At 67.7% G+C, this 24,440-nt stretch carries 20 protein-coding genes; 7 read left to right on the forward strand and 13 right to left on the reverse strand.

Annotated features, from left to right (window positions below):
• Positions 1–4: 4 nt before the first annotated feature.
• Positions 5–964 carry a proline dehydrogenase family protein gene (locus tag ACZYZ7_RS26765; protein ID WP_450069891.1) on the reverse strand — a complete coding sequence of 320 codons (960 nt, stop codon included), beginning with the start codon at positions 962–964 and terminating at the stop codon, positions 5–7.
• 1 nt (position 965) lies between these two features.
• Complete coding sequence (pruA, locus tag ACZYZ7_RS26770) at positions 966–2,594, reverse strand: L-glutamate gamma-semialdehyde dehydrogenase (protein ID WP_450069892.1); 1,629 nt, start codon at positions 2,592–2,594, stop codon at positions 966–968.
• Between the two features lie 83 nt (positions 2,595–2,677).
• On the opposite strand from pruA, the gene ACZYZ7_RS26775 reads away from it, so the two are divergent.
• From ACZYZ7_RS26775 to ACZYZ7_RS26790, 4 genes are all read left to right on the forward strand, one after another.
• Entirely contained in the window at positions 2,678–4,249 is a 1,572-nt protein-coding gene (locus ACZYZ7_RS26775; protein WP_450069893.1) for a PucR family transcriptional regulator, read from the forward strand.
• 84 nt (positions 4,250–4,333) lie between these two features.
• Positions 4,334–5,818 (forward strand): carotenoid oxygenase family protein, encoded by a 1,485-nt coding sequence (locus ACZYZ7_RS26780; RefSeq protein ID WP_463742186.1) that lies wholly within the window; start codon positions 4,334–4,336, stop codon positions 5,816–5,818.
• A 9-nt stretch (positions 5,819–5,827) separates the two neighbouring features.
• Positions 5,828–7,042, forward strand: a complete 1,215-nt coding sequence (locus ACZYZ7_RS26785) for a sensor histidine kinase (protein ID WP_450069895.1) — start codon at positions 5,828–5,830, stop codon at positions 7,040–7,042.
• On the forward strand, positions 7,039–7,656 hold the full coding sequence (locus ACZYZ7_RS26790) for a response regulator (protein ID WP_450069896.1): 618 nt from the start codon (positions 7,039–7,041) through the stop codon (positions 7,654–7,656). The genes ACZYZ7_RS26785 and ACZYZ7_RS26790 overlap by 4 nt, the downstream gene beginning before the upstream one ends.
• An 18-nt stretch (positions 7,657–7,674) precedes the next feature.
• Here ACZYZ7_RS26790 and dapC read toward each other — a convergent pair whose 3' ends face one another.
• Entirely contained in the window at positions 7,675–8,778 is a 1,104-nt protein-coding gene (gene dapC / locus ACZYZ7_RS26795; protein WP_450069897.1) for a succinyldiaminopimelate transaminase, read from the reverse strand.
• A 29-nt stretch (positions 8,779–8,807) separates the two neighbouring features.
• Entirely contained in the window at positions 8,808–9,131 is a 324-nt protein-coding gene (gene fdxA, locus ACZYZ7_RS26800) for a ferredoxin (RefSeq protein WP_036448192.1), read from the reverse strand.
• A gap of 261 nt (positions 9,132–9,392) precedes the next feature.
• Between fdxA and ACZYZ7_RS26805 the strand changes: the two genes are divergently transcribed.
• Complete coding sequence (locus ACZYZ7_RS26805; RefSeq protein WP_450069898.1) at positions 9,393–11,408, forward strand: FAD-dependent oxidoreductase; 2,016 nt, start codon at positions 9,393–9,395, stop codon at positions 11,406–11,408.
• Between the two features lie 65 nt (positions 11,409–11,473).
• On the opposite strand, the gene ACZYZ7_RS26810 is transcribed toward ACZYZ7_RS26805, so the two are convergent.
• The gene (locus tag ACZYZ7_RS26810) at positions 11,474–12,022 is read right to left on the reverse strand and encodes a YceI family protein (protein ID WP_135457345.1); all 549 of its coding nucleotides are present in this window, start codon (positions 12,020–12,022) and stop codon (positions 11,474–11,476) included.
• Between the two features lie 201 nt (positions 12,023–12,223).
• Between ACZYZ7_RS26810 and ACZYZ7_RS26815 the strand changes: the two genes are divergently transcribed.
• Entirely contained in the window at positions 12,224–12,781 is a 558-nt protein-coding gene (locus ACZYZ7_RS26815) for an excalibur calcium-binding domain-containing protein (protein WP_450069899.1), read from the forward strand.
• A 180-nt stretch (positions 12,782–12,961) separates the two neighbouring features.
• On the opposite strand, the gene ACZYZ7_RS26820 is transcribed toward ACZYZ7_RS26815, so the two are convergent.
• The 6 genes from ACZYZ7_RS26820 to ACZYZ7_RS26845 form a co-directional block, all read right to left on the reverse strand.
• Complete coding sequence (locus ACZYZ7_RS26820; RefSeq protein WP_450069900.1) at positions 12,962–13,381, reverse strand: cupin domain-containing protein; 420 nt, start codon at positions 13,379–13,381, stop codon at positions 12,962–12,964.
• A gap of 33 nt (positions 13,382–13,414) precedes the next feature.
• Positions 13,415–14,137, reverse strand: coding sequence for an SDR family NAD(P)-dependent oxidoreductase (locus tag ACZYZ7_RS26825; RefSeq protein ID WP_450069901.1), 723 nt, complete (start codon positions 14,135–14,137; stop codon positions 13,415–13,417).
• Positions 14,138–14,150: 13 nt separating this feature from the next.
• Positions 14,151–14,744 (reverse strand): sigma-70 family RNA polymerase sigma factor, encoded by a 594-nt coding sequence (locus tag ACZYZ7_RS26830; RefSeq protein ID WP_450069902.1) that lies wholly within the window; start codon positions 14,742–14,744, stop codon positions 14,151–14,153.
• Between the two features lie 169 nt (positions 14,745–14,913).
• On the reverse strand, positions 14,914–15,828 hold the full coding sequence (locus ACZYZ7_RS26835) for an MBL fold metallo-hydrolase (protein WP_135457351.1): 915 nt from the start codon (positions 15,826–15,828) through the stop codon (positions 14,914–14,916).
• 75 nt (positions 15,829–15,903) lie between these two features.
• Positions 15,904–18,696: a helix-turn-helix transcriptional regulator gene (locus ACZYZ7_RS26840; protein ID WP_450069903.1), complete on the reverse strand. Its 2,793-nt coding sequence runs from the start codon at positions 18,694–18,696 to the stop codon at positions 15,904–15,906.
• A 126-nt stretch (positions 18,697–18,822) separates the two neighbouring features.
• On the reverse strand, positions 18,823–21,411 hold the full coding sequence (locus tag ACZYZ7_RS26845) for a bifunctional FO biosynthesis protein CofGH (RefSeq protein WP_450069904.1): 2,589 nt from the start codon (positions 21,409–21,411) through the stop codon (positions 18,823–18,825).
• Positions 21,412–21,613: 202 nt separating this feature from the next.
• Between ACZYZ7_RS26845 and ACZYZ7_RS26850 the strand changes: the two genes are divergently transcribed.
• Positions 21,614–22,951 (forward strand): hypothetical protein, encoded by a 1,338-nt coding sequence (locus ACZYZ7_RS26850; protein WP_450069905.1) that lies wholly within the window; start codon positions 21,614–21,616, stop codon positions 22,949–22,951.
• 1 nt (position 22,952) lies between these two features.
• On the opposite strand, the gene ACZYZ7_RS26855 is transcribed toward ACZYZ7_RS26850, so the two are convergent.
• Together ACZYZ7_RS26855 and mshB are read right to left on the reverse strand one after the other, a co-directional pair.
• Positions 22,953–23,309 (reverse strand): hypothetical protein, encoded by a 357-nt coding sequence (locus tag ACZYZ7_RS26855; RefSeq protein WP_450069906.1) that lies wholly within the window; start codon positions 23,307–23,309, stop codon positions 22,953–22,955.
• Positions 23,310–23,487: 178 nt separating this feature from the next.
• Positions 23,488–24,345: an N-acetyl-1-D-myo-inositol-2-amino-2-deoxy-alpha-D-glucopyranoside deacetylase gene (gene mshB, locus ACZYZ7_RS26860; RefSeq protein WP_450069907.1), complete on the reverse strand. Its 858-nt coding sequence runs from the start codon at positions 24,343–24,345 to the stop codon at positions 23,488–23,490.
• Positions 24,346–24,440 lie beyond the last annotated feature (95 nt).

Raw genomic sequence — 24,440 nt, forward strand, 5'->3', positions numbered from 1 at the left:
CGGCTCAGTGCCGCTCGGCCAGGGCGCGCAGGAAGAACATCAGGTTGGCCGGCCGCTCGGCCAATCGCCGCACGAAGTAGCCGTACCACTCGTTGCCGAACGGAACGTACACGCGCACATGGTTGCCCGCCTCGGCCAGCCGGCGTTGTTCGGCGTCTCGGATGTTGTAGAGCATCTGGTACTCGAAACCGTCCACGCCACGGCCGAATTCAGAGGCCAGTGCCGGTACCGCGTCCATGATCACCGGGTCGTGTGAGGCCACCATCGGGTAGCCCGACCCGGCCATAAGCACCCGCAGGCACCGTAGGTAGGAGCCGGTGACCTCCTCGGCGTCGCGGTAGGCCACCGAGGCGGGTTCGTCGTAGGCGCCCTTGCAGAGCCTGATCCGGGCCCCCGCCGCGGCGAACTCGCGGCAATCCGCCTCGGTGCGATGCAGATAGGCCTGCAGAACCGTTCCCAGCCAATCGAATTCGGTGCGCAGGTCACGCACGATCGACAGGGTCGAGTCCGTGGTGGTGTGGTCCTCGGCGTCCACGGTCACCCAGGCCCCCACGTCGCGGGCCTTGGCGCAGATGGTGTGCGCGTTCTCGTAGGCGATTTTCTCGCCGTCGCGGGGCAGCGCCTGCCCGAGCGCCGAGAGCTTGAGCGACACTTCCAGCGGACGCACTGCCGCATCACCGTCACCGCGGCGTGCCAACCCGTCGAGCAGGGCCAGGTAGGCCTGCACGGTACGTTCGGCGTCCTCGTTGCTCGTGGTGTCCTCGCCGAGGTAGTCGACGGTGACGAACCGACCCGAATCCCGCAGCGCACCAACGGTGTCGAGCGCGTCGGGCACGGTCTCCCCCGCGACGAAGCGGTCCACCACCTTGCGGGTGATCGGGAGGCGTTCGGCCGTGTGGCGCAGCCGCAACGAGTGCGATGCGGCCAGGATCGTCGGGCGGGCAACCCGCTGAAACACGCCCATCTCAGGCCTCCATGTGCGGGTAGGTGTGGTTGGTGGGCGGCACGAACGTCTCCTTGATGGAGCGGGCCGAGGTCCAGCGCAACAGGTTCAGCGCCGAGCCGGCCTTGTCGTTGGTGCCCGAGGCCCGTGATCCGCCGAACGGCTGCTGGCCGACGACCGCCCCGGTCGGTTTGTCATTGACGTAGAAGTTGCCCGCCGCGTTGCGCAACCGGTCGGCGGCGGTGAGCACCGCCGCGCGATCGTCGGCGATCACCGCGCCGGTCAGGGCGTAGCGGGCGCCGGTGTCCACGACGTCGAGGATGCGCTCGTACTCCCCGTCCGGATAGACGTGCACGGCCAGGATCGGGCCGAAGTACTCCGTGGAGAAGGCCTCGTCGGTTGGGTCGTCGGACAACAGCACGGTGGGTCGCACGAAATAGCCCTCGCTGTCGTCATATTCGCCGCCGGCGGCGATTGTGACGCCCGCGGCGCCCTTGGCCCGCTCGATCGCCGCGACATTCTTGGCGAAGGCGCGTTCATCGATCACGGCTCCGCCGTAATTGGTCAGGTCGGTGACATCGCCGTACTTGAGGTCCGATGTGGCCGAAAGGAAATCGTCGCCCATCTCGTGCCACACCGACCGCGGAATGAAGGCCCGCGAGGCCGCTGAGCACTTCTGTCCCTGGTAGTCGAAGGCGCCGCGGATCAGCGCGGTGCGCAGCACATGCGGGCGGGCCGAGGCGTGCGCGACGACGAAGTCCTTGCCGCCGGTCTCACCGACCAACCGCGGATACGTGTGGTAGCGATCGATGTTCGCGCCGACCTCGCGCCACAGGTGCTGGAACGTGGCGGTCGACCCGGTGAAGTGGATGCCGGCCAGACGCGGATCGGCCAGCGCCACATCGGAAACCGCGATTCCGTCACCGGTCACCAGGTTGATCACCCCGGGCGGCAGCCCGGCGACCTCCAGGAGCTGCATGGTCAAGTAGGCCGCGAAGGTCTGGGTGGGTGAGGGTTTCCACACCACGGTGTTGCCCATCAATGCGGGCGCGGTGGGCAGGTTGCCGGCGATCGCGGTGAAGTTGAACGGGGTGATGGCGTAGACGAAGCCCTCGAGCGGCCGGTGGTCGGTGCGGTTCCAGACGCCGGGGCTGCTGACCGGCTGCTGGGCCAGGATCTGGCGGGCGAACTCGACGTTGAACCGCCAGAAGTCGATCAGCTCGCAGGGGGCGTCGATCTCGGCCTGGTAGGCGGTCTTGGACTGGCCGAGCATCGTGGCGGCGGCGATCTTCTCGCGCCACGGTCCGGACAGCAGGTCGGCCGCCCGTAGGAATACCGCGGCGCGTTCGTCGAACGGCATCGCCGCCCACTCGTGTTTGGCGGCCAGGGCGGCTTCGATGGCCGCGCCGGCGTCGGAGTGTTCGGCGTTGGTCAGTGTGCCCAGCCGCGCACTGTGGCGATGCGGCTGCACGACGTCAATCCGTGCGCCGCTGCCCATCGTGTGTTTGCCGCCGATGACGTGGGGCAGGTCGATCGGGGCGCCGGCGAGGTCGCCGAGCGCGGTGATGAGCCGGGCGCGTTCGCCCGAGCCCGGTGCGTAGTCGTGGACCGGCTCGTTGGCCGGCGAGGGCACGTCGGTGATGGCATCCATGAGTCAAGAATCCCCGACGTGACCCACACAACACTTGTCCGATCAGACAAGCCTAACCGCGTACAGCAGTAGAATCGGACAACATGCGGACGACGGGTGTCAGCCTGGGCCAACTGCTGTTGGCGCTGGACGCCACGCTGGTCCGGCTGGTGCAGGCACCACGCGGCCTGGATCTGCCGGTGGCCTCGGCCGCGCTGATCGATTCCGACGATGTGCGGCTGGGCCTGGCACCGTCCGCGGGGGCCGCCGACGTGTTCTTCCTGCTCGGCGTCTCCGAGAACGATGCGCTGCGCTGGGTCGAGCAGCAGAGTGCGCGCCGCGCACCCACCGCGATCTTCGTCAAGGAGCCGTCGGCGACGGTGGTCAGCCGTGCAGTGGCCGCAGGCACCGCGGTGGTCGCCGTCGATCCGCGGGCCCGCTGGGAGCGGCTCTACCGGTTGGTCAACCATGTCTTCGAGCACCACGGTGACGGCGGCCTGCACGATTCGGGCACCGATCTGTTCAGCCTGGCCCAATCCGTGGCCGAACGCACGCACGGCATGGTCAGCATCGAGGACGCCCAGTCACACGTGCTGGCCTATTCGGCGTCCAGCGACGAGGCCGACGAGTTACGGCGGCTCTCCATCCTCGGCCGGGCCGGGCCACCGGAGCATCTGGCCTGGATCGCGCAGTGGGGCATCTTCGACGCGCTGCGCTCCCGGCCGGAGGCGGTACGGGTGGCCGAGCGTCCCGAACTCGGACTGCGCCCCCGGCTGGCGATCGGCATCTTCGCACCCGCGGTCGACGAGCGCCGGGCCCCGGCGTTTGTCGGCACCATCTGGGTGCAGCAGGGCAGCCGCCCGCTCGCCGACGACTCCGAGGAGGTGCTGCGCGGCGCCGCGGTGCTGGCCGCACGCATCATGGCCCGGTTGGCCGCCGCCCCGTCGACGCATGCCGTGCGGGTGCAGGAACTGCTGGGCTTGCGAGAGCCGGACGAGGCGTCCGACATCGGCCTGATCGCCCGCGAACTGGGGGTGGCAGTCGACGGCCGAGCCGCGGTGATCGGCTTCGACGGCGGAACTGCCGGCACTCGGCTCGCTGATGTTCTGGCGTTGAGCGCCAGCGCTTTTCGCCATGACGCACAGATGGCCTCGGTGGGTTCGCGCGTCTACGTCTTGTTCCCCAGCACCGGCAAGGCAGTGACTTCGTGGGTACGCGGCACCGTGGCGGCTCTGCGGGCCGAATTGGGGCTGAAGTTGCATGCGGTCATCGCGAGCCCGGTGGCCGGGTTGTCCGGTGCGGCCGCTGCCCGCACCGACGTGGACCGGGTGCTCGACACCGCCGAACGCCACCCCGGGACACTGGCCCCGGTCACTTCACTGGCCGAGGCACGCACCACCGTGCTGCTCGACGAGATCGTCACCGCGATCGCGGCCGACGAGCGGCTGATCGATCCACGGGTGCAACAGTTGCGGGCCGAGGAGCCGACCCTCGCCGAAACCCTGGGCGTGTACCTGGACTGCTTCGGTGACGTCGCTGCGGCGGCACAGCATCTGCACGTACACCCCAACACCGTGCGCTACCGGATCCGCCGGGCCGAGCAGCTGTTGGGGGCCTCGCTCAACGATGCCGATGTGCGACTGCTGCTCGCGTTGAGTCTGCGCGCGACGGCGTGAGGCGGCCCTGTCCATCGTTCGGTTGACAGACGAATCAGCCGTGAAGTCGTCGCGCCGAAGCCGCCGAAGCGGCACCGTATGGGTATGACTACCGAAGCGGTCCAGCAGGAATCCGAACATCCGTTTCTGAGCGGAAACTTCGCACCGGTGCACGACGAGGTCACCGTCACCGACCTCAGGATCACCGGGACCATTCCCGACTACCTCGATGGGCGCTATCTGCGCACGGGGCCCAACCCGCTGAAGGCACCGGACCCGCAGCACCACCACTGGTTCCTTGGCGACGGCATGGCGCACGGGATCCGGCTGCGCGACGGTGCCGCGACCTGGTACCGCAACCGCTGGGTTCGGTCAGCGTCGGTGGCCCGCCTACTTGGCGAGAAGTGGGCCGGCGGCGCGCACGCGGGAGGATTCGATTTCCCGGCCAACACCAACATCATCGGCCACGCCGGCAAGACGCTGGTGATCACCGAGGCCGGTGCGCGGCCGTACGAGCTCACCGACGAACTCGACACGGTGGGGCCGTCCGATTTCTGCGGGACACTGTTCGGCGGATTCACCGCCCACCCCAAGCACGACCCGAAAACAGGTGAGCTGCACGCCGTCTCATACAACCCGCTGCGCGGAAACCTGGTGAGCTACACCGTCACCGGCGTGGACGGCAGGGTGCGGCGCACTGTGGACATCGCCTTGCCGACACACACGATGATGCATGACTTCACCCTGACCGAGAAGCACGTGGTGATCTACGACCTGCCGGTACAGCTGGATCTCACCACCATGGTCAAGAGCGCTCCGGTGCGGGCCGCGGCGCGGCTGCTGACCGGATTCGCCGCGCGGCACGCGGCACCGGACTTCGTGTTGCGCGCGGCGATGCGCGGATCCGAACGCGCGGCACTGCCGACGACGTCGATGCCGTACCGGTGGGCACCTGAACATGGTGCCCGTCTCGGGGTGCTGCCGCGGGAGGGTTCGGCCACCGACATCCGCTGGTTCGACGTGCCGCCGTGCTACGTGTTCCACGCCCTCAACGGTTACGACCAGACCGGGCCCGACGGCGAGCAGATCGTGCTCGACGTCGTCCGGCACCCGGAGGTGTTCACCACCGGGGACCGGTTGTTCACCGACTCGATCACGTTGGACCGCTGGACCATTGACCTTCGTACCGGCCGGGTGCGCGAGCAGCGACTCGACGACTCGGCCCAGGAGTTCCCGCGCGTCGACGATCGGCTCACCGGACTGCCGCACAGGTATGGCTACACCGTCAGCCTCCCATCGGAACCGGACGCGGCACCGGACGCCATCCTGCGTCACGACCTGCGTGACGGCACAACCGATCGGGTCGACTTCGGTCCGGGGCGCGAACCCGGCGAGTTCGTTTTCGTCCCGTCCGGTCCGGACGCCGACGAGAACGACGGTGTGGTCATGGGATTCGTCTACAACCGCGCCGAGAACCGCAGCGATCTCGTGCTGCTCGATGCCGCGAGCCTGGCACCCGTTGCCACCGTGCATATTCCGGTCCGAGTTCCACACGGCTTCCACGGCAACTGGGTGGCCTCAGACCGTTAGCATCGGCAGATGACCGAAACCGGTCCACCCACAACGTCGAGGCCGGCCGTAGGCGAGCCGTCGGACTGGCATTGGATGTGGGAGACCTACGTCTGCGGGCTGTGCATCGCGGCGATCGTCGCGGTCGTGGTGCTGCGGCACACACTCGGCGGCAACGTACCGGTAGCTTGCGGCGCCCTCACCGCGATGGTCGTGATCGTTCTGGTGTTCGGACGCAACGTCATTCATGAGGCGGATCCGATCACCGGCCCGGTGCGGGCACGCACCGCGACGTTCGTGGCGGTGATGATCGGCCTGTGGCTGATCGCCCTGCTGGCCGCGGCGCCGGCCGTCGCGGCGATTCCGGCGCTCTTCCCGCTGATCTTCGCCACGCTGCCGCTGGCGGCGGCGCTGACGCTGACGTTCGTGGTCACCCTGGCGCCGTTGGGCCTTGCCGTGGCGATCCACGGGCTGGGGTGGCCGAGTCTGCCCGCGGTGGCCGCGGTGACGCTGGTAGGCGCGGTGGCGGCCCCGATCATCGGCACGACGATCATGACGACCACGCGGCAGCGGCAGCAGTTAGCCGACACGGTCGCCGAGTTGGCGGCGAGCCGGGCCCAGCTGGCTCAGCTGTCCCGCGAGGCCGGGGTTGCCGCGGAGCGGGAGCGGCTGGCCCGGGAAATCCATGACACCCTGGCCCAGGGGTTCACCAGCATCGTGGCGCTGGCTCAGGCCGTGCAGGCCGAAGGTGAGAGCGATCCGGCCGCCGCCACCCGCCACGTCGAGCTGATCCGCAGCACCGCGCGGGACAACCTGGCCGAGGCCCGCACGATGGTGACCCGGCTGACCCCCGCGGCGTTGGAGGAGGGCACCCTGTCCGCCGCGCTGCGCCGTCAGGCCGAGGGGCTCGCCGCCGAGACCGGCATCGCCGTCGACGTACGTATCGACGACGACCTGCCGCAGCTGGGCATGGCCACCGATGTGGTGCTGCTGCGCAGCGCGCAGGAAGCGATGGCGAACGTGCGCCGGCATGCCCACGCCAGCGAGCTCCACGTGCGGCTGCAGAAGGCCGCGGACGGAGTACGACTTTCCTTGTCCGACAACGGCATCGGTCTACAGACCGATCACGTCGACGGGTTCGGCCTGCGCGGTATGCGGGCCCGGCTGGATCAGGTCGGCGGCACGTTGACGGTTTCCACGCCGGACGGCGGCGGGGTGCGGGTCGTCGTGGCGGTGCCGGCATGACGACGGTTCTGTTGGTCGATGACCACCCCGTGGTCCGTGAAGGGCTGCGCGGCATGATCGACGCCGAGGACGACCTGACCGTGATCGGCGAGGCCGGCTCCGGGGCCGAGGCGATCAGGCTGGCCCACACGCTGCGGCCCGACGTCATCCTGATGGATCTGCGGATGCCCGGGATCGACGGCGTCACCGCGACCGCGCGAATCCTGGCCGACAATCCGTCGACGCACATCGTCGTCGTCACGACCTACGAAAGCGACACCGACATCCTTCGCGCCGTGGAGGCCGGCGCGACCGGCTATCTGCTCAAGGACGCGTCGCGGGCCGAGTTGGCTCGCGCAGTTCGCGACGCCGCGCGCGGCAAGACGGTGCTCGCCCCGGGCGTCGCCGACCGATTGGTGCATGCGGTGCGTGCACCGTCGGTGACGCTGTCGGCGCGCGAGGCGGAGGTGCTGGGGCTGGTGGGCACGGGTGCCACCAATGCCGATATCGGCCGCGCCCTGCACATCAGCGAGGCCACGGTGAAGACGCACCTGCTGCGCGCGTTCCACAAGCTGGGGGTGTCCGACCGCACGGCGGCGGTCACCACGGCGATGTCGCTCGGGTTGCTCGACTGAGGTTTCTCTCGCGAGGGTTCAGGCGGCCAACCGCTGGACCGCGGCGGCGATGCGCTCGTCGGTCGCAGTCAGCGCGACCCGCACGTACTGCGCGCCGGCCGGACCATAGAACTCGCCCGGCGCAGCGAGAATTCCGCGCTCGGCCAACCACTTCACGGTGTCGCGGCAGGGCTCGCCGCGGGTGGCCCACAGGTACAGGCCCGCCTCGGAGTGCTCCACGGTGAATCCGGCCGCCTGCAGGGCGGGCAGCAGAACCGCACGACGATTCGCGTACCGCTCGCGTTGGACGGCCTCGTGCTCGTCGTCGTCGAGCGCGGCCACCATCGCGGCCTGCACCGGCGTCGGCACGATCATCCCGGCGTGCTTGCGCACCGCGAGCAGTTCGGCCACCACGGCAGGGTCGCCCGCGACGAACCCGGCGCGGTAGCCGGCCAGCGAGGAAGTCTTGGACAGGGAGTGCACGGCCAGCAGCCCGGTGTGGTCGCCGTCGCAGACCGACGGGTGCAGCACGCTGAACGGCTCGACCTCCCAGCTCAGGCCCAGATAGCACTCGTCGGAGGCGATCACCACGCCGCGGTCACGGGCCCAGGACACCACCTTGCGCAAGTGGTCCACCCCGAGCACGCGGCCGGTGGGGTTGCTGGGTGAGTTCAGGTAGATCAGCGCGGGACGCTGCGGCCCGAGCTGGGTCAGCGAGTCGGCCCGCAGGACCTGCGCCCCGGCGAGCAGGGCGCCCACCTCATAGGTGGGGTAGGCCAGTTCGGGCACGACGACGGTATCGCCGGGACCGATCGCCAACAGCGTCGGCAGCCAGGCGATCAGCTCCTTGGTGCCGATCACCGGCAGGACCGCATCCGGCGCCAGGTCGGTGATGCCGTACCGGCGTCGCAGCGCCGCCTCGGCGGAGGCACGAAGGGCCGGGGTGCCGGCGGTCGTCGGATAGCCCGGAGCGGAACTGGCGGCGGCCAGCGCATCCCGGATCACCGGCGCCACCGGATCAACCGGGGTGCCTACCGAAAGGTCGACGATCCCATCGGGGTGCGAACGAGCCAGAGCCGTGACGTCGGCCAGGGTGTCCCATGGGAACTCTGGCAATGCCGCCGAACGACGCTGTCGCACCACGTCAGTCTCGAAGCCGGATTCGACCGTGCTCAGTCCTCGGCCTTGGCCGGCAGGTCCTTGATCGCCTGCGGGTCGTTGTCCGTCTGGCCGACCTTGGAGGCACCGCCGGGCGAACCCAACTCGGAGAAGAAGTCAGCGTTGGCCTGCGCGTAGCTGCTCCACTGGTCCGGGACGTCATCTTCGTAGTAGATGGCCTCGACCGGGCAGACCGGCTCGCATGCGCCGCAGTCCACACACTCATCGGGGTGGATGTACAGCATGCGTGCACCCTCGTAGATGCAATCGACCGGGCACTCCTCGATACATGCCTTGTCTTTGACGTCGACGCAGGGTTCGGCAATGACGTACGTCACTGATGTCTCTCCTGTCCAGTGGGCTGCTGGGCTCGGTGTTCGGGACTCTGATGAGTCGACGTCACAGTATGCGTTGCGCATACCTGCACGCTCGTCTCAGTGTGCCCTAACTTCGCGCGTCACCATTTAAGGGTGGCGCGTGGTAACAGATACTAAACGTTGCAGATACCCCTCGCCTAGTCGCCACGACAATTACTTGTACCCCCGGCAATGTCAGTCAACTAGTTGCATAGGACCGACGGTCCCACCTACCCTGCCGACATGGGCTTGGCGTATCCGAACCTTTTGTCACCGCTGGACCTTGGGTTCACCACCCTGCGCAACCGGGTGGTGATGGGCTCGATGCACACCGGCCTGGAAGATCGCGCGAGTGACACCGCGAAGCTGGCCGAGTACTTCGCCGAGCGGGCCCGCGGCGGCGTCGGCCTGATCATCACCGGCGGCTACGCCCCGAACAAGACCGGCTGGCTGCTGCCGTTCGCCTCGCAATTGGTGTCCTCGTCAGAAGCACGGCGGCATCGCCGGATCACCGGCGCCGTGCACGAGGCCGACGGCAAGATCCTGTTGCAGATCCTGCACGCCGGACGCTATGCCTACCATCCACTTTCGGTGAGCGCCTCCGCGATCAAGGCCCCCATCAACCCGTTCCGGCCACGCGCGCTTCGCGATGTCGAGGGCACCATCGACGACTTCGTCCGCTGCGCGCTGCTGGCCCGCGAGGCGGGTTATGACGGAGTCGAGATCATGGGCAGCGAGGGCTACCTGCTCAACCAGTTCCTGGCCCCGCGCACCAACAAGCGCACCGACGCGTGGGGCGGCACCCCGGAGAAACGTCGCCGCTTCCCGGTCGAGATCGTGCGCCGCGTGCGCGAGGCGGTGGGCTCCGATTTCATCATCTGCTACCGGATGTCGATGGCCGATTATGTCGAGGACGGTCAGAGCTGGGACGAAATCATCGCATTGGCAACCGAAGTCGAGGCGGCCGGAGCGACGATGGTCAACTCCGGGTTCGGCTGGCACGAGGCACGGGTGCCCACGATCGTCACCTCGGTGCCCAACAGCGCGTTCGTCGACATCAGTAGCGCGGTGGCCGAGCACATCTCCATCCCGGTGGTGGCGTCCAATCGGATCAACATGCCGCAGACCGCGGAACAGACTCTGGCCGAGACTCACGTGCGGTTGATCTCGATGGCCCGGCCCTTCCTCAGCGATCCGGACTGGGTGCTCAAGGCCGCTGAGGAGCGCGTCGGTGAGATCAACACCTGCATCGCCTGCAATCAGGCCTGCCTCGATCACGCCTTCGTACACAAGAAGGTTTCGTGCCTGCTCAACCCGCGGGCCGGGCGGGAAACCTCGCTGGTGCTCAGCCCGACGCGCCGCGCCCGGTCCGTCGCCGTCGTCGGCGCCGGGCCGGCCGGACTGTCCGCTGCCGTCAGCGCCGCCCAGCGCGGCCACCGGGTGACCCTGTTCGAGGCGGGGTCGGCGATCGGCGGGCAATTCGACCTGGCCAGAAGGATTCCCGGCAAGGAAGAGTTCAACGAGACCATCCGGTACTACACCACCATGCTCGACAAGCTCGAGGTCGACGTGCGACTGGGGGTCCAGGCTGGGGTGGACGACCTGTCCGGCTTCGACGACGTGGTCCTGGCCAGCGGGGTGACGCCGCGGCTTCCCGCCATTCCCGGCATCGACCATCCGAAGGTCCTCACCTACGCCCAGGCCATCACCGGTGCGCCCGTGGGCAAGTCGGTGGCGGTGATCGGCGCGGGCGGAATCGGTTTTGACGTCAGTGAATTCCTGACAACCGACGAGTCGCCGACGTTGAATCTCAAGGAGTGGAAGGCCGAGTGGGGTGCGGCCGATCCCCAGGAAACCCGCGGCGCACTCACCACTGCATTGCCGGCCCCCGCGGTCCGCGAGGTGTATCTGCTGCAGCGCACCAAGGGCGCACAGGGCCGCAACCTCGGCAAGACCAGTGGCTGGGTTCATCGTGCGTCACTGAAAGCCAAAGGGGTACAACAGCTTTCCGGGGTGAATTATGAGCTCATCGATGATGAGGGTTTGCACATCAGCTTCGGTACCGAGCGCCGCGACCGACGGGTGCTGCCCGTCGACAACGTGGTGATCTGCGCCGGGCAGGAGTCGGTGCGCGATCTTGAGGATGCGTTGCGCACCGCCGGGATCGAGCCCCACATCATCGGGGGCGCCGCTGTCGCAGCCGAACTCGATGCCAAGCGGGCCATCAAGCAGGGCACGGAGTTGGCTGCTCGCCTGTAGCTCGCCGTTGTCGCGCTGGAGTGGCGCAGTTGGCCGGCGCCACTCCAGCGCGACAAGGCACGGGATCAGGCCTGCTTGAGGGCTTCGATCTCCAGGGTGACGGTGATCTTGTCGCCGACGACGGTGCCACCGGTCTCCAGCGGCATGTCGATGTCGATGCCGAAATCCTTGCGGTTCAACACAACCGAGGCCTCGAAGCCCGCGACTGCACCCTGTCCCATACCCGGGTTGACGCCGTTGTACTCGAGCTTCAGCGAGACCGGCTTGGTCACGCCCTTGAGGGTGAAGTCGCCGTCGACGATGTAGTCGTCGCCGTCGGGACGCACACCGGTCGAGACGAAGGTGGCGGTCGGGTGGTTCTCGGCGTCGAAGAAGTCTGCGGACCGCACGTGGGCGTCGCGCTGCTCGTTGCGGGTGTTGATCGAGGTGACGTCGATGGTGGCGTTGACCGACGGGGTGCCGTCTTCGGCAACCGTGACGGCGCCGCTGAACGCCTCGAAGCTGCCGCGGACCTTGCTCACCATCAGGTGACGAACCGAAAAGTTGATCGACGAATGCACGGGGTCGATGGCCCAGGTGCCTGCGGTCAGGTCGGTGGCTACTGCGACGGTCATGGTGTCTCCTTGGTTCGAGAGCCGGTCGGTCCGGCACCTTCACCAAACACTAACCGGACCGTGGTCCGATTCAATTCCCGATTTTCTCGGATTTCTTCTCGATCTTGAGTCCGGCGGCGCATCATGCGGTGGTCAGCAATTTGCGTAGTTGTCAATTTGAAGATCGGAACCACTGGTATGCGCCTACTCGCCCTCATCCTGATGTCTGCCGCAGCAACAAGCTCACTCCTCGCGGCGCCGATCGCCAACGCCTACCCGAATTGCGCAGCGGCCCGAGCCGCCGGCGCCGCTCCCCTCTATGCGGGCCAACCCGGTTACAGCACGAAACTGGACCGGGACGGCGACGGCGTCGCGTGCGAGACCGGAGGAGGGTCGGCATCCGGCGGCGGAGGGCTCCCGCTCTACGACGGGAATGGCAGCGGTCCGGCCGCGACCGGCCCGGCCGCACCGGTTCCGGCCGTCCCCGCCACCACAGCTGGAGGCGGCTACACGACCGTGGTCAGATGGACCGGCGCGAACTGCATCGACATCACAACGCCCTCGGGTCCGGCGGGCACTCTGCTGACCGGCACGCATTGCGGCGGCCAGGCGACGTTGTTCAGTAGCGGGGTCGGCGACCAGATGGTGGGTGCGGACCCGATCATCGGCGATGCCGGGAGCCTGGCCTGCGAGATCCTCAGTGGGCGGTTGACAGACTCGGGAACCGCCGGCGACGGGCACGACGTAAATTGCCTGACCCGCGCGAGCGCACTGTCGTAGTCCGCGTCCACCGACAGACACGCACGCTCACGGTACAGCGGGATCGCCCGTGGCATTACTTACGCAGCGCGGGGCGAGTAATCCGTGGTTCGTTGACGGGCCGGCCGGCCGATACCCTTGGCAATCGCCTCGGCGCATGGCACGTTCGCCGATACACCAGGCCCTCCTGCCGACGGGCCGTCACCCTTCGCTTTCGGCGACAACGCGCAGGTGCGCCCGCGCAGCGAGCTCTTCGTCGTCGACGAGGGTCAGCATCGGTTGCCCTGGTACGCACAACATGGTGACCAGGAACCTGCTGCGGATGTCGTCGCGGTGGTTGGCATCCGAGTAGTGGATGACATCGCCGCCGGGCTCCCAGAACGCCTCCCCCGCGCGGATGACACGGGGCGGTTCACCCTCCAGCTCGAAGAGCATCTCCCCCTCGAGCATGTAGCCGAACGCGGGGCCACCGGGATGTTTGTGCGGGGGTGCACCTGCGCTGCCCGGTGGATACTCGATGACCACCGTCATCGCATGTGCCCCGTGGGGAAGGAACGGAGGCACCACCTCGTGCACCACGGTCAGTGCGCCTTCCCAAGCCGGGTCATATTTCTTCGTCATGGCTGCTCCTCAATCCGGTACCGACCGAACGGTTCACAGGGCACTCCCGCCACCGTCGACGTGCAATGTCGAACCGGTGACGAAACTCGAACGTGGCGAGGCCAAGAAGAGGACCGCCTGGGCGATCTCCTCGGGGTCCGCGGTGCGGCCCAACGGCAGCGACCGACCGAGCTCCTCGTTGGACTCGCCCCATTCCGCCTGCACGCCTTCGGTTCTGGTCGGTCCGGGAGCTACGCTGTTCGCCCGCACCCCGGCTGGGCCGAATTCCACCGCCCATGTGCGAGTCAGGGATTCCACCGCCGCCTTGGAGGCGCTGTAGGCCGACGCACCGGCGATACCCTTCGTCGCCACCATGGTGGTCACATTCACGATGCTGCCCCGTCCCCGCTGCAGCATCCCGGGCACCAACCCCGCGGTGAGGAAATAGAGTCCACGGACGTTCGTGCCATACGTCCGCTCGAAGGACGAGACTTCCTGGTCGACGGTCAGCGCGGCCGGGAAGCTCGCTGCGTTGTTCACCAGGACGTCGACCGTGTCTACCTGCTTCACAAGCTCTTTCACCGCGCGGATGTCGGACAGATCGGCCTGGATGAATCGGGCGCGCGGTCCGATTCCGGCGGCCGCGGCGGCACCGCGGTCGGCATCACGGCCGGTGATCATGACCGACGCACCAGCCTGGGCCAGAAGCCGTGCCGAAGCCAGCCCGATACCGGCGGTGCCGCCGGTGACCAGCGCGCATTGCTGGGATAATTCCACTGCGCCTCCTTGACTAGGCGATACGTTGTTCGGGCGGCGCCAACGATTCCCGTAACCGCTGCCGCCCACGGGATGCTCGCGACATCACGGTGCCGACCGGGATGTTCAGGATGGCGGCGGTTTGGGCGTAGGTGTATCCCTCGACGCAGGCGTAATACAGCACCGCCGGGTAGCCGTCGGGGAGTTCGGCCAACGCCTCGGTGAGACTGGGATCGGGCAGTGCGCCCAGCGCCTCGGTCTCCGCGGAACGCAGACTGTCGGAGCGGTACACGGCAACACGAGCCAGATCACGGTCGGTGACGTCCTCCACCGCGATCTCGGCCAACCGCCGTTGCGTAACCCGGTGGTTGCTGACCCACCGGTTGTACATGATCCGGAACAACCACGCCCGCAGATTGGTACCCGCCTGGAACTTGCGGAAGCCCGCATAAGCGTGCAACAGGGTGTCCTGCAACAGATCCTCGGCGTCGGCTTCGGTTCGGGTCAGCCGGCGGGCCCCGCGTTGAAGCACATCGCGCAGCGGGCCGGCCTCCCGGGTGAACCGCGCCGCCATCTCGGCGTCGGATTCGGCGGTGTCCGATGTGTCCGGGACAGATGTCAGCGTCACTGTTGCGCCGCCGGCGTATTGGCGTCGAGCACATCCATGTTGAGAACCTCCAGGTGAGAGTTGGTTTCCGTCTGGATCCAGCCTCACCTGTGCGGGCCCTACGCGGACCCCTGAAAATCCGTAGTCCGATCCGTGGTGGCGGCCACGTCGAGCCCGATCCGACAGGCGTTCAGTAGTCCCAGACAGCCGGAACGCAGCGGAACGCGTCTCCGGCGTCCGCAACGCGGCAGACCGACGGGAACGGCAGGTGGGTGGCCACCAATGACTCGCCGGTCGCCGCCAGCTCCCGCAACAGATCGACCCGGACGCGGGCCGCCTCCTCGGGGTCGTGTTCGAATCCGTTTTGCCACTCGGGGTTGTCGAAACCTGGCGCGAACACAGCGTCGCCGGCGAAAGTCAGCTTCTCGCCCCGGGAGTCCAGGCGGACCACGCTGTGTCCGGGGGTGTGTCCGCCGGTGCGGCTGATGAGCACGCCCGGTGCGACCTCGTACTCCGTCTCGAACGTTCGCAACTGCCCGCGGTACTCGTCGAGGAACTGCGTGGCGACCCGGCGCAGCACGTCCGGGATCGGCTGCGGCATGACAGTGCGGGAGAAATCGGGTGACTCCCAGAACTCGGCCTCTGCCGTCGCGGCGTGGACCCGCAGGTCTGGGCGCAGTCTTTCCTTGACGCCCTTGGTGATCAGCCCGCCGACGTGGTCCATGTGCATGTGGGTGAGCACCACATCGGTCACCGACGTCAGATCGACACCGGCCGCCTCGAGTCGCTGCACAGTATTGCCGGCCCGCGGGAAATCCGGAAACTCCAGCCCCAGTCCGGCGTCGACGAGAATGGTTCGTTCGCCGGTGCGCACCACCACCACATTCAGCGGCCAGTCGACCACCTCGGGCGGCAGGAAATTGTCGCCGAGCCAGCCCGCCAGCTCGCTTGGTTCGGCGTTGGTGGCCAACGTCGAAGCGGTGATCGGCAGCACCCCATCGCTGATCACCAGCACCTCGATGTCGCCGACCTGCACCGCGTAGCGCGACGGGACCAACTCATCGAGACCCCGATTACCAAGGTGCGCAATGCTATCCAAGCTCATGTTCTCTCCTTCTGAGGGCTGAGACACGGTCGACATGACCTGCCTTTCCCGTAGAACGCCCCCGGGCGGCGAGAACTATCCAGACCACGACACTGTGCGCAATTGGCGGCGCGAGGTGATGCCGAGCTTGACGAAAACCTTGCGCAGGTGCCACTCCACGGTGTGATTGCTGATGAACAACTGTGTGCCGATCTCCTGATTGGTCAGCCCGTCGCGGGCCAGGCCGGCGATCTGCGCCTCCTGCGAGGTCAGCTGATCACCAGACACCACCGGTTGTTTGCGGACCTTCTCCCCGGTCACCAACAACTCCCGGCGGGCTCGTTCGGCGAATCCCTGCGCGCCCATCTTGGTGAAGATGTCGTGGGCTGCAGCGAGTTGGCGCCGGGCCTCGGTGCGGCGGTTCACCCGGCGCAGCCATTCCCCGTAGGACAGCCGGGCCCTCGACAGGTGCAAGGCGATATCGGCGCGTTCCAATCGCTCGATCGCCTCGACGAATCTGGCCTCGGCGTTCTCGTTGTCGGCCAGTAGTGCCTGCGCCGCCGCCAGTGCACCAAGGCCCCAGTCAGTACCGCTGACTTCCGCCCGCTCCCGAAATGCCGGCAGCGCAGCGATGGCGGACTCCCGGTCACCGAGATGCACCGCCGCCTCGATGAGTTCGTACAAGCACCAGCTGTAGAACCCGAGGTCCTCGTATTCGCAGGCCGTCTGTGCCGCCGCCAGGGCCTCCTCGTAGCGGCCGAGACCGTTGTAGAGCACCGTGGTGCTGAAGCCGCAAAGCCCGAGCAGCCGTCCTTCGCCCCTGGCCGCCCCGTCGGCGGCGGCTCCCGCGATGATGGCGAGGGCCTCGTCGTGCATGCCCCGCCACGCTGCCACCGTCAAACTGTGGTAGCGCACCGGCACATAACCCATCGATGCGTTGATAGCATTCGATTCTTCGATAAGCCTTGTCGCTGCATCGAATTCGCCGCGATAGAAATGCACGCCGGCCCGGTACCCGAGAGCGGGCGGCAGAGCGGCCAGCGCTCCCGCTTCCCGGGCCCGACGCACGGTGTCGGTGGCGATGCGCTCCAATACCTTGTCGTCCCACATCTCATGCGCGGCCGATTCCTGCGCGACGGGGAACGGCCAGAACAGCCATTGACCCGGGCTCTGTTCTGCGTGGGTGTTCCAGAGTTCAAGGGCCGCACGCAGATCGGCGGACCCCGCACCGGGTCCGTTCATGATCCGCGACGACATGCCCCGCAGCAGGAAGTCGTGCGGACGTTCGAGCCGCGCCACCCGGCCGACCGCTGTTCCGCCCGCCGCGGCCACCTCTGCCAGCAGGCCGGGGTCAGCGAGACGCCCGGCGTACATCGCAGCGGTGAGCGCCTCCAGGTACGTCTCGCGGGCCAGGTCATCGTCGAGTCCATCGAGGGTCCGCGCGACGGCGAGAAGGTGCGCAGCCGCATCGCCGACCTTCGGAGCTCCCGCTGCGCCGGCCCGGCTGCGGACGAAGTCCATCTGCGCGCGCATGCGCGCGACCTGAGCTCGCTGCAGCGCAGACAGCGAGGCGGAATCCGCGATCGCGAGCAGTGCGTAGGCCGCATCGGGTGACGCCGCTTCGCGCTTGGCCTGGGCCGCGGTGATCGCGCGAGAGCCGCGCAGCTCGGGGTCTCGGGTGAGCACGGTCGAGCGCTCCAAAAACGCTGCAGCCGAGGCGATTCCACCCCTACTCTGCGCGCGGTCAGCCGAGGCGGCCAGCTCGGCGGCCACCGTGTCGTCGGGTCCGGTCGCCGCCGCGGCGGCATGCCATGCCCGACGATCGGGGTGATCGCTCGGATCGGTCGCATCCGCCAACGCTCGATGAGCGGTCCTGCGTTCGCCCAGTTCGGCAGCGCGGTAAGCGGCCGAACGCATCAGCGGATGCAGGAACCGCATCCGGGTGCCGAACTCGATGAGACCGGCCGCCTCGGCCGGGCCCAGCGCGTCGGCCGGGATGCCGAGCGAGGCCGTGGCCCGCAGAAACAGAGCGGGATCACCCACTGGTTCGGCCGCTGCGACGAGCAGCAGCCACCGGGTGCTCTCCGGCAGCGCCTGAATGCGCTGCACGAAACCCTCCTCGATGGCCGCGGTGGAAGAACGCTTGCCGGAGATCCAGAAGCCGCCCGCCAGCTCGGTAGCCGAAACGGTCTGCGGTACATCGAGAATCGCCAGTGGGACACCGCGGGTCTCGGCGACGATCCGGTCCCGCACCAACGGGTCGATACCGCCGAGCATCACCGATTCGAGCAGGGCTCGCGCGTCGGCATCGGACAGCCCGGTGACAATGAGTTCGGGAAGTCCGGCCAGTATCTCCGAATGCCCGTCGCGAATCGCGAAGACGAGAGCGACCCGTTCGGCCAGTAACCGTCGTGCGACGAAACCCAGCGTCTGCACCGATACCTGGTCGAGCCACTGTGCGTCATCGACGATGCACAGCACCGACTGGTCGGCGGAGGCCGCCGCCAGCAGGCTCAGGACCGCCAACCCGACCAGAAACCGGTCCGGCGTCGGTCCGGTGCCATAGCCGAAGGCGACGGTCAGCGCGTCCCGCTGCGGGCCCGGCAACCCACCGAGGTGGCCCATCAGCGGTGAGCACAACTGTTGCAGGCCGGCATAGGCGAGGTCCAGGTCGGACTGCACCCCGGCGACCCGCAATGCTCGGAACCCCGCCGAGGCCGAAGCGAATTCGGCCACATGATCCAGCAGCGCGGTCTTACCGATACCCGCCTCACCACGCAGCACCAGTACCTGGCCCTGACCCGAGCCGGCTGCGGCGACCAGTTCCGTCAGGACCGCGCAATCACGTTCGCGTCCCCGCAGCCCAGAGCTGCCAGCCTGGCTCGACATGTGCACCACCGTGTCAGTTGCGAACGAACCCAGCTATGGGCCAGCCATGGCTGGTCCAGTGGCCGATCTGATCCTAGCGAGCGCGATGGTGTGGGTACTGCCAGCGCATCCACGGCGGGAAGGGAGTCAGGCAGCGAGGGGCGAGTAATCCGTGGTGCGTTGACGGGCAGGGCGGCCGATGCCCTCGGCGATCGCGACGAGTTCGGCCACCGTCTTGGCTGACCCGTTCTCCGAGCCGGCCATCCGGGAGATGGTCTCCTCCATCAACGTGCCGCCGAGATCGTTGGCGCCGCCGCGCAGCATCACCTGGGTGCGTTCGACGCCGAGTTTGACCCAGCTGGTCTGAATCGACGGGATCCGGCCGTGCAACATGATCCGTGCCAAGGCGTGCACTGCGCGGTTGTCGCGGTGCGTGGGCCCGGGACGCGCGCCGCCGGCCAGATACAGCGGTGAGGACTGGTGCACAAACGGCAGTGGCACGAATTCGGTGAATCCGCCGGTCTTGTCCTGGATGCCACGGAGCACGTTGAGGTGCCCGACCCAGTGCTTGGGCGTGTCCACGTGGCCGTACATCATCGTCGACGACGAGCGCAGCCCCACCTCGTGCGCGGTCGTCACCACGTTGATCCACTCTGACGTCGGCAGCTTGCCCTTGGTGAGCACCCAGCGCACCTCGTCGTCGAGGATCTCGGCGGCCGTGCCCGGGATGGTGTCGAGACCGGCCTCACGCAGACTTGTCAGCCATTCCCGCACGGACAGCCCGCTGCGGGTCACGCCGTTCGCGATCTCCATCGGGCTGAACGCGTGCACGTGCATCGACGGCACCCGTGCCTTGACGGCACGCACCAGATCGGCGTAACCGGTGACCGGAAGTTCCGGGTCGATACCGCCCTGCATGCAGACCTCGGTGGCACCCGCGACATGCGCCTCCCAGGCACGGTCGGCAACCTCGTCGGTGGACAGCGAGTACGCGTCGGCGTCACCCTTACGCTGCGCGAACGCGCAGAACCGGCAGCCGGTGTAGCAGATGTTGGTGAAGTTGATGTTGCGGTTGACGACGAACGTGACGTCATCCCCGACGACATCGCGACGCAACGAATCCGCCAGTGCGGTAACGGCTTCCAGTGCCGGACCGTCCGCGGTGGCCAGCGCGAGGTACTCGTCGTCGCTGCAGCCGCCCGGATCCCGTTCGGCGGAGCGCAGCGCAGCCAGCACGTCGGTGTCGATTCGTTCGGGCGCGCGGGCGGCGAGCTCGTGCACCTTGGCGCGGATCGACTCCCAGTCGCCGAATGCACTGTCCAGGTCGCTGCGGGTCTCGGTGAGCCGGCCCTCGGAGTCGATCGCGGAGTGCAGATCGATGCGGCCCAGCGAACCCGCTTCGTCGGGTTCTTGCCACTGCAGGCCCACGGGTTTGACGTCGAGCGCGAACCCGGTGTCGGGATCGGCCAGCGCATCGACATGCCCGCGCACCCGCGGATCGATCCATGCCGCACCCGCCTGCACGTACTGCGGTTGCGCGGTCAGCCGCTGCACCAGGTCGTAACCTGCCTCGGCGGTGACGTCGGCCAGATCGTCCAGCGCCGGCCAGGGCCGTTCCGGGTTGACGTGGTCGGGGGTCAGCGGTGACACACCGCCCCAGTCGTCGACGCCGGCGCCGATCAGCGCCAGGCATTCGTCACGCGACACCAGGTTGGGCGGGGCCTGGATACGCATCTTGGGCCCCAGCACCAGGCGCGTCACCGCGATCGTCGCCAGGAAGTCGTCGATCCCGGCATCGGGCGTCGATGCCATCGCGGTGTGGTCCTTGGCCCGGAAGTTCTGCACGATCACTTCCTGAACGTGGCCGAACTCCTTGTGGGACTTGCGGATCGCATGCATGGTCTCGGCACGCTCGGTCAGCGTCTCGCCGATGCCCACCAGCAGGCCGGTGGTGAACGGGATCGACAACCGACCGGCGTCGTCCAGCGTCCGCAGCCGCACCGCAGGATCTTTGTCCGGGCTGCCGTAGTGGGCCTCGCCCTTGATCTCGAACAGACGCCGCGAGGTGGTCTCCAGCATCATTCCCATGGACGGCGCGACGGGCTTCAGGCGCGACAACTCCGACCAGCTCATCACGCCGGGGTTCAGATGCGGCAGCAGGCCGGTCTCCTCGAGCACGCGGATGGCCATGGCCCGCACGTAGTCCAGCGTGGAGTCGTAGCCACGCTCGTCGAGCCATTGCCGCGCCTCGTCCCAGCGATCTTCGGGGCGGTCACCGAGGGTGAACAGCGCTTCCTTGCAGCCCAGCTCGGCACCCTGGCGGGCCACGTCGAGGATCTCGTCGGGCTCCATGTACATGCCCATGCCCTGCGCGCGCAGCTTGCCGGGCACGGTGACGAAGGTGCAGTAATGGCAGGTGTCTCGGCACAGATGCGTCACCGGGATGAAGACCTTGCGCGAGTAGCTGACCGGAAGCCGGCCGCCGGCTCCACGCCGGCCGGCTGATTCCAGGCCGGCGTCGCGCACCCGGGCGGCGCTGGCACACAGATCGGCCAAATCCTCGCCGCGGGCCGTCAACGCGATGGCGGCCTCGTCGACATTGAGCGTCACGCCGTCACGGGCTCGGCGCAACACCCGCCGTAGGGCGCCCGAAGTGGTCGGCGCGCTGGGCACCGCGGATTTCGGTGGGACGGCCGGGGTGGGCAGATCGGCGCCGTGCTGGGGGTTCAGAGCCACTCCCGTGTAACCCCGTCGTTGTGCACAATCATCCACGCGTCTCACATTCTGAAACCAATGCGCCCGGCATAACCGCCACGATAGACCCAGCATGTCCGCACGGCGTCAGGCCCTTAGGGGACACACACCATAAAGGAACGACGAACGGGTTGCCGACCGCGTAAGTTGTTTCCGTCGGGAAGGGGATACCGAAGGAGTCGTGATGCCCACAAGTGTTCGTTCATATCTGGTGGCAGGAGCCGCCGCAGCTACCGCCACAGCCATCGCGCTCACCCCGGTCCAACCAGCTCCGGCTGACATCGCCGTCCCCGCGCACCCGACCTCCACACAGCCGCAGCTGACGCAGGCCATGGTCGATCTGCTCGCCGCGGCCAGCCGGATGACGGCCGCGGTGGCACCGAAGCTCCCCACCCAGACCGGTTCCGCCGCCGCGCCGGGCATCGCGCCGTCGGCCGCGGTCGCCGGTGATGTGACCGCACAACCCACCGCGATCGCTATCGCACCTAATCTGGCCAACACGATCGACCAGGTCTATGTGACGGTCGAGCCCTGGGTGCGGTGGGGATTCGAAGTCGGCGCATACGCACTCGGATGGATTCCCTGGGTCGGCGGATGGGCCGGCGGCCTACTCATGGACGCCTACAACTTCGGCCAATCCCTCGTCGCCAGCGGCGTCTTCAACTTCACCGACTGGTTGCGCGGGAACGGCGGCATCATCCAGAACCTCGCCGACTTCGGCGTGGATGCCGTCCTGGCCGTCGCGTGGCTGGGCATCGATGTCGTCGGCACGTTCATCCCGTTGCCGCCGATCCCGCTCCCACCGCGTCCGCCGCTGCAGGGACCGTTCCTGGCCAGCGCGCTCGCCGCACCGACAGCAGCGCTCGGAGGCGCCGTCCAGAGCCCGCTCACGTCGCTGACCGACGCACTCGCCAAGGCCCGCGACGACTTCGCCACGGCGTTCAAGTCGCTGGCCGGGGGAACCGGCCTCGCAACCCTCACCGACCGTCTCAAGGTGCAGGCAGCGGCGGACGAAGTGAATCCGGTCACGGAGATCGCCGGGAGCACAGCCGAAAAGGCTCTCGAAGGCACGATCGAGAGCGCCAAGGAAGCGTCGGAGAACCTCGCCAACGGCCTCAAAGACACCGTCAAGGCCATTTCGGACTACACCGGCGCGCAGGAGATCACGACCGCACAGAAAGACGACATCAGCGTCGTCCCGAAGTCGGTACGCGAGTCTCTGCGGAATGTCGGCGCCGATACGACAGCAACCGAGGCGCCGAACGAAACCTCGGTCGACAAGACAGAAGCGGTCGACAAGACACCGGCCCGTACCGTGCCCTCAGGCAAACAGGGCATCCGCTCTGCCTTCGACAAGTCGGCGGCGGGCGTGAAGAAAGCCACCGACGACACCCGCGAGGCAGTCAGGAACGCGGTCAAGAACGTGGCGCCGAAGCCCAAGGTCAAGAAGGAAAAGACCGTGTCGTCCAAGGATTCCCAGCAGTCCAAGGACAACAGCAAGTCCGACAACGGCAAGAGCTAGGTCAGCGGCGGTAGCGCAGTCGAAGCATCGCCGCCGGTGGTAACGCACCGGCGGCGATGAATATCAGCGATCCGTAGGACATCAATCCGCGGCCGGCGAAGATGATGTCTCCGCCTGGGCCGCCGAACGTCATGGCAACGACGGTGGCCAGCCAAGTCCACAGGGGCAGGGCCGCCATCCGCATGGAATCGGTCCAGTACATGGCCGCCCACACGAGCGCGGTGTTGACCACTCCGACCGCCAGCGCGCTCACCGGAAATGGGATCGATCCGATATATGAGGGCAGCAGCAATGCACCTACGACGGCCGAGATGACGCCGTCAACCGCGAGCAGTGCCAGGACGATGCGACCCAGCACCAGGTCCGAGGGCGGGGTCAGGTGGGAATGCTGTCGAGCAGCCCGACCATCGAACCCACCACCCACTGGTAGTTGTCAAAACGGTCCTGCCAGTGCTGCAGATTCGGATCCAGATCGGGGTCCATGAATGTCCCTTCGACGCGTCTGATTCACCGGAGCTTACCGCGTCCGGTTTTGGCTATTGCAGATTCAGTCCGCACAGCAGGTCGGTTTCCCACCCACGCCCGTCCCGCTCCCCGGCGGCGCCCGACACGAGCACGTAGTGCTCCTCACCGAGCAGCGGCAGGGCGAGGTTGTTGGACAGCGCGAATGCGCTCCCGTCGGAGGCGACGGTGACTTGGGTGGCGTGCGCGCGCATCGCGGCGACCTTGGCCGGCAGCTGCGCGGTGGCGTCGACGACGGCATCGATCTGGTCGTCGGCGTACCCGAACGGAACATCGCCGACGTCGATCCGGATCCAGTCCTCGGGAACGTCCTGCAGGCCCGTGAGGCCGGCACGCATCGCGGTGCTCGCCATGACCGTCCAATAGAACTTGGGGACGTCCCAGCCGGCAGCCGCGACAGCGGCAGTGGTGACGAGGTGGGCCTGCTTGTGGTCGGGGTGCCCGTACCCGCCGTCGGGGTCGTAGGTGACGACGACGTGAGGTCGGAGGTTCTCGATGATCTGCACCAGTTCGCCGACTGCCTCGTCGAAATCGGCGTCGATGAAGCGTTGTTGTTTGCGCGCCGGTGAACCCTCCATGCCCGAGTCGCGCCACCGACCGGGGCCGCCGAGGAACTGCGGTGCGCCGATGCCCAGCGCGCTCAGCGCCTTGGTCAGCTCGCTGATCCGGTATCCGCCGAGTTGGTCGGCGTGGTCGACGGCCAACCGCGCGTAGCGGTCGCCGATGACCTCCCCCTCCTCGCCGAGGGTGCACGTCACCACATGCACGTCGGCGCCGAGCGCGGCGTAATGGGCGATCGTGGCGCCGGTGGTGAGGGTTTCGTCGTCCGGATGGGCGTGGACGAACAGCAGGCGGGGCGTTTCGCTGGGCATCGTCACCGACGATAGCGGGGCGCCGACGGCCGTGCGGGAAGTCCCACGTCACCGGCTTTCCCGACCACGCTGACGAATCCGCGTATCCCGCATAC

Source organism: Mycobacterium sp. IDUB_17 (genome assembly GCF_055419465.1).

Bases quoted from the DNA above. Each gene is read 5' to 3' on its own strand.
- ACZYZ7_RS26775 (WP_450069893.1), top strand. From the start codon at position 2,678: ATGCGGACGACGGGTGTCAGCCTGGGCCAACTGCTGTTGGCGCTGGAC.
- ACZYZ7_RS26805 (WP_450069898.1), top strand. From the start codon at position 9,393: ATGGGCTTGGCGTATCCGAACCTTTTGTCACCGCTGGACCTTGGGTTC.
- ACZYZ7_RS26840 (WP_450069903.1), bottom strand. From the start codon at position 18,696: ATGTCGAGCCAGGCTGGCAGCTCTGGGCTGCGGGGACGCGAACGTGAT.
- ACZYZ7_RS26820 (WP_450069900.1), bottom strand. From the start codon at position 13,381: ATGACGAAGAAATATGACCCGGCTTGGGAAGGCGCACTGACCGTGGTG.
- pruA (WP_450069892.1), bottom strand. From the start codon at position 2,594: ATGGATGCCATCACCGACGTGCCCTCGCCGGCCAACGAGCCGGTCCAC.
- ACZYZ7_RS26810 (WP_135457345.1), bottom strand. From the start codon at position 12,022: ATGACCGTCGCAGTAGCCACCGACCTGACCGCAGGCACCTGGGCCATC.
- mshB (WP_450069907.1), bottom strand. From the start codon at position 24,345: ATGCCCAGCGAAACGCCCCGCCTGCTGTTCGTCCACGCCCATCCGGAC.
- ACZYZ7_RS26815 (WP_450069899.1), top strand. From the start codon at position 12,224: ATGTCTGCCGCAGCAACAAGCTCACTCCTCGCGGCGCCGATCGCCAAC.
- ACZYZ7_RS26850 (WP_450069905.1), top strand. From the start codon at position 21,614: ATGCCCACAAGTGTTCGTTCATATCTGGTGGCAGGAGCCGCCGCAGCT.
- ACZYZ7_RS26835 (WP_135457351.1), bottom strand. From the start codon at position 15,828: ATGAGCTTGGATAGCATTGCGCACCTTGGTAATCGGGGTCTCGATGAG.
- ACZYZ7_RS26765 (WP_450069891.1), bottom strand. From the start codon at position 964: ATGGGCGTGTTTCAGCGGGTTGCCCGCCCGACGATCCTGGCCGCATCG.
- ACZYZ7_RS26785 (WP_450069895.1), top strand. From the start codon at position 5,828: ATGACCGAAACCGGTCCACCCACAACGTCGAGGCCGGCCGTAGGCGAG.
- ACZYZ7_RS26780 (WP_463742186.1), top strand. From the start codon at position 4,334: ATGACTACCGAAGCGGTCCAGCAGGAATCCGAACATCCGTTTCTGAGC.
- ACZYZ7_RS26790 (WP_450069896.1), top strand. From the start codon at position 7,039: ATGACGACGGTTCTGTTGGTCGATGACCACCCCGTGGTCCGTGAAGGG.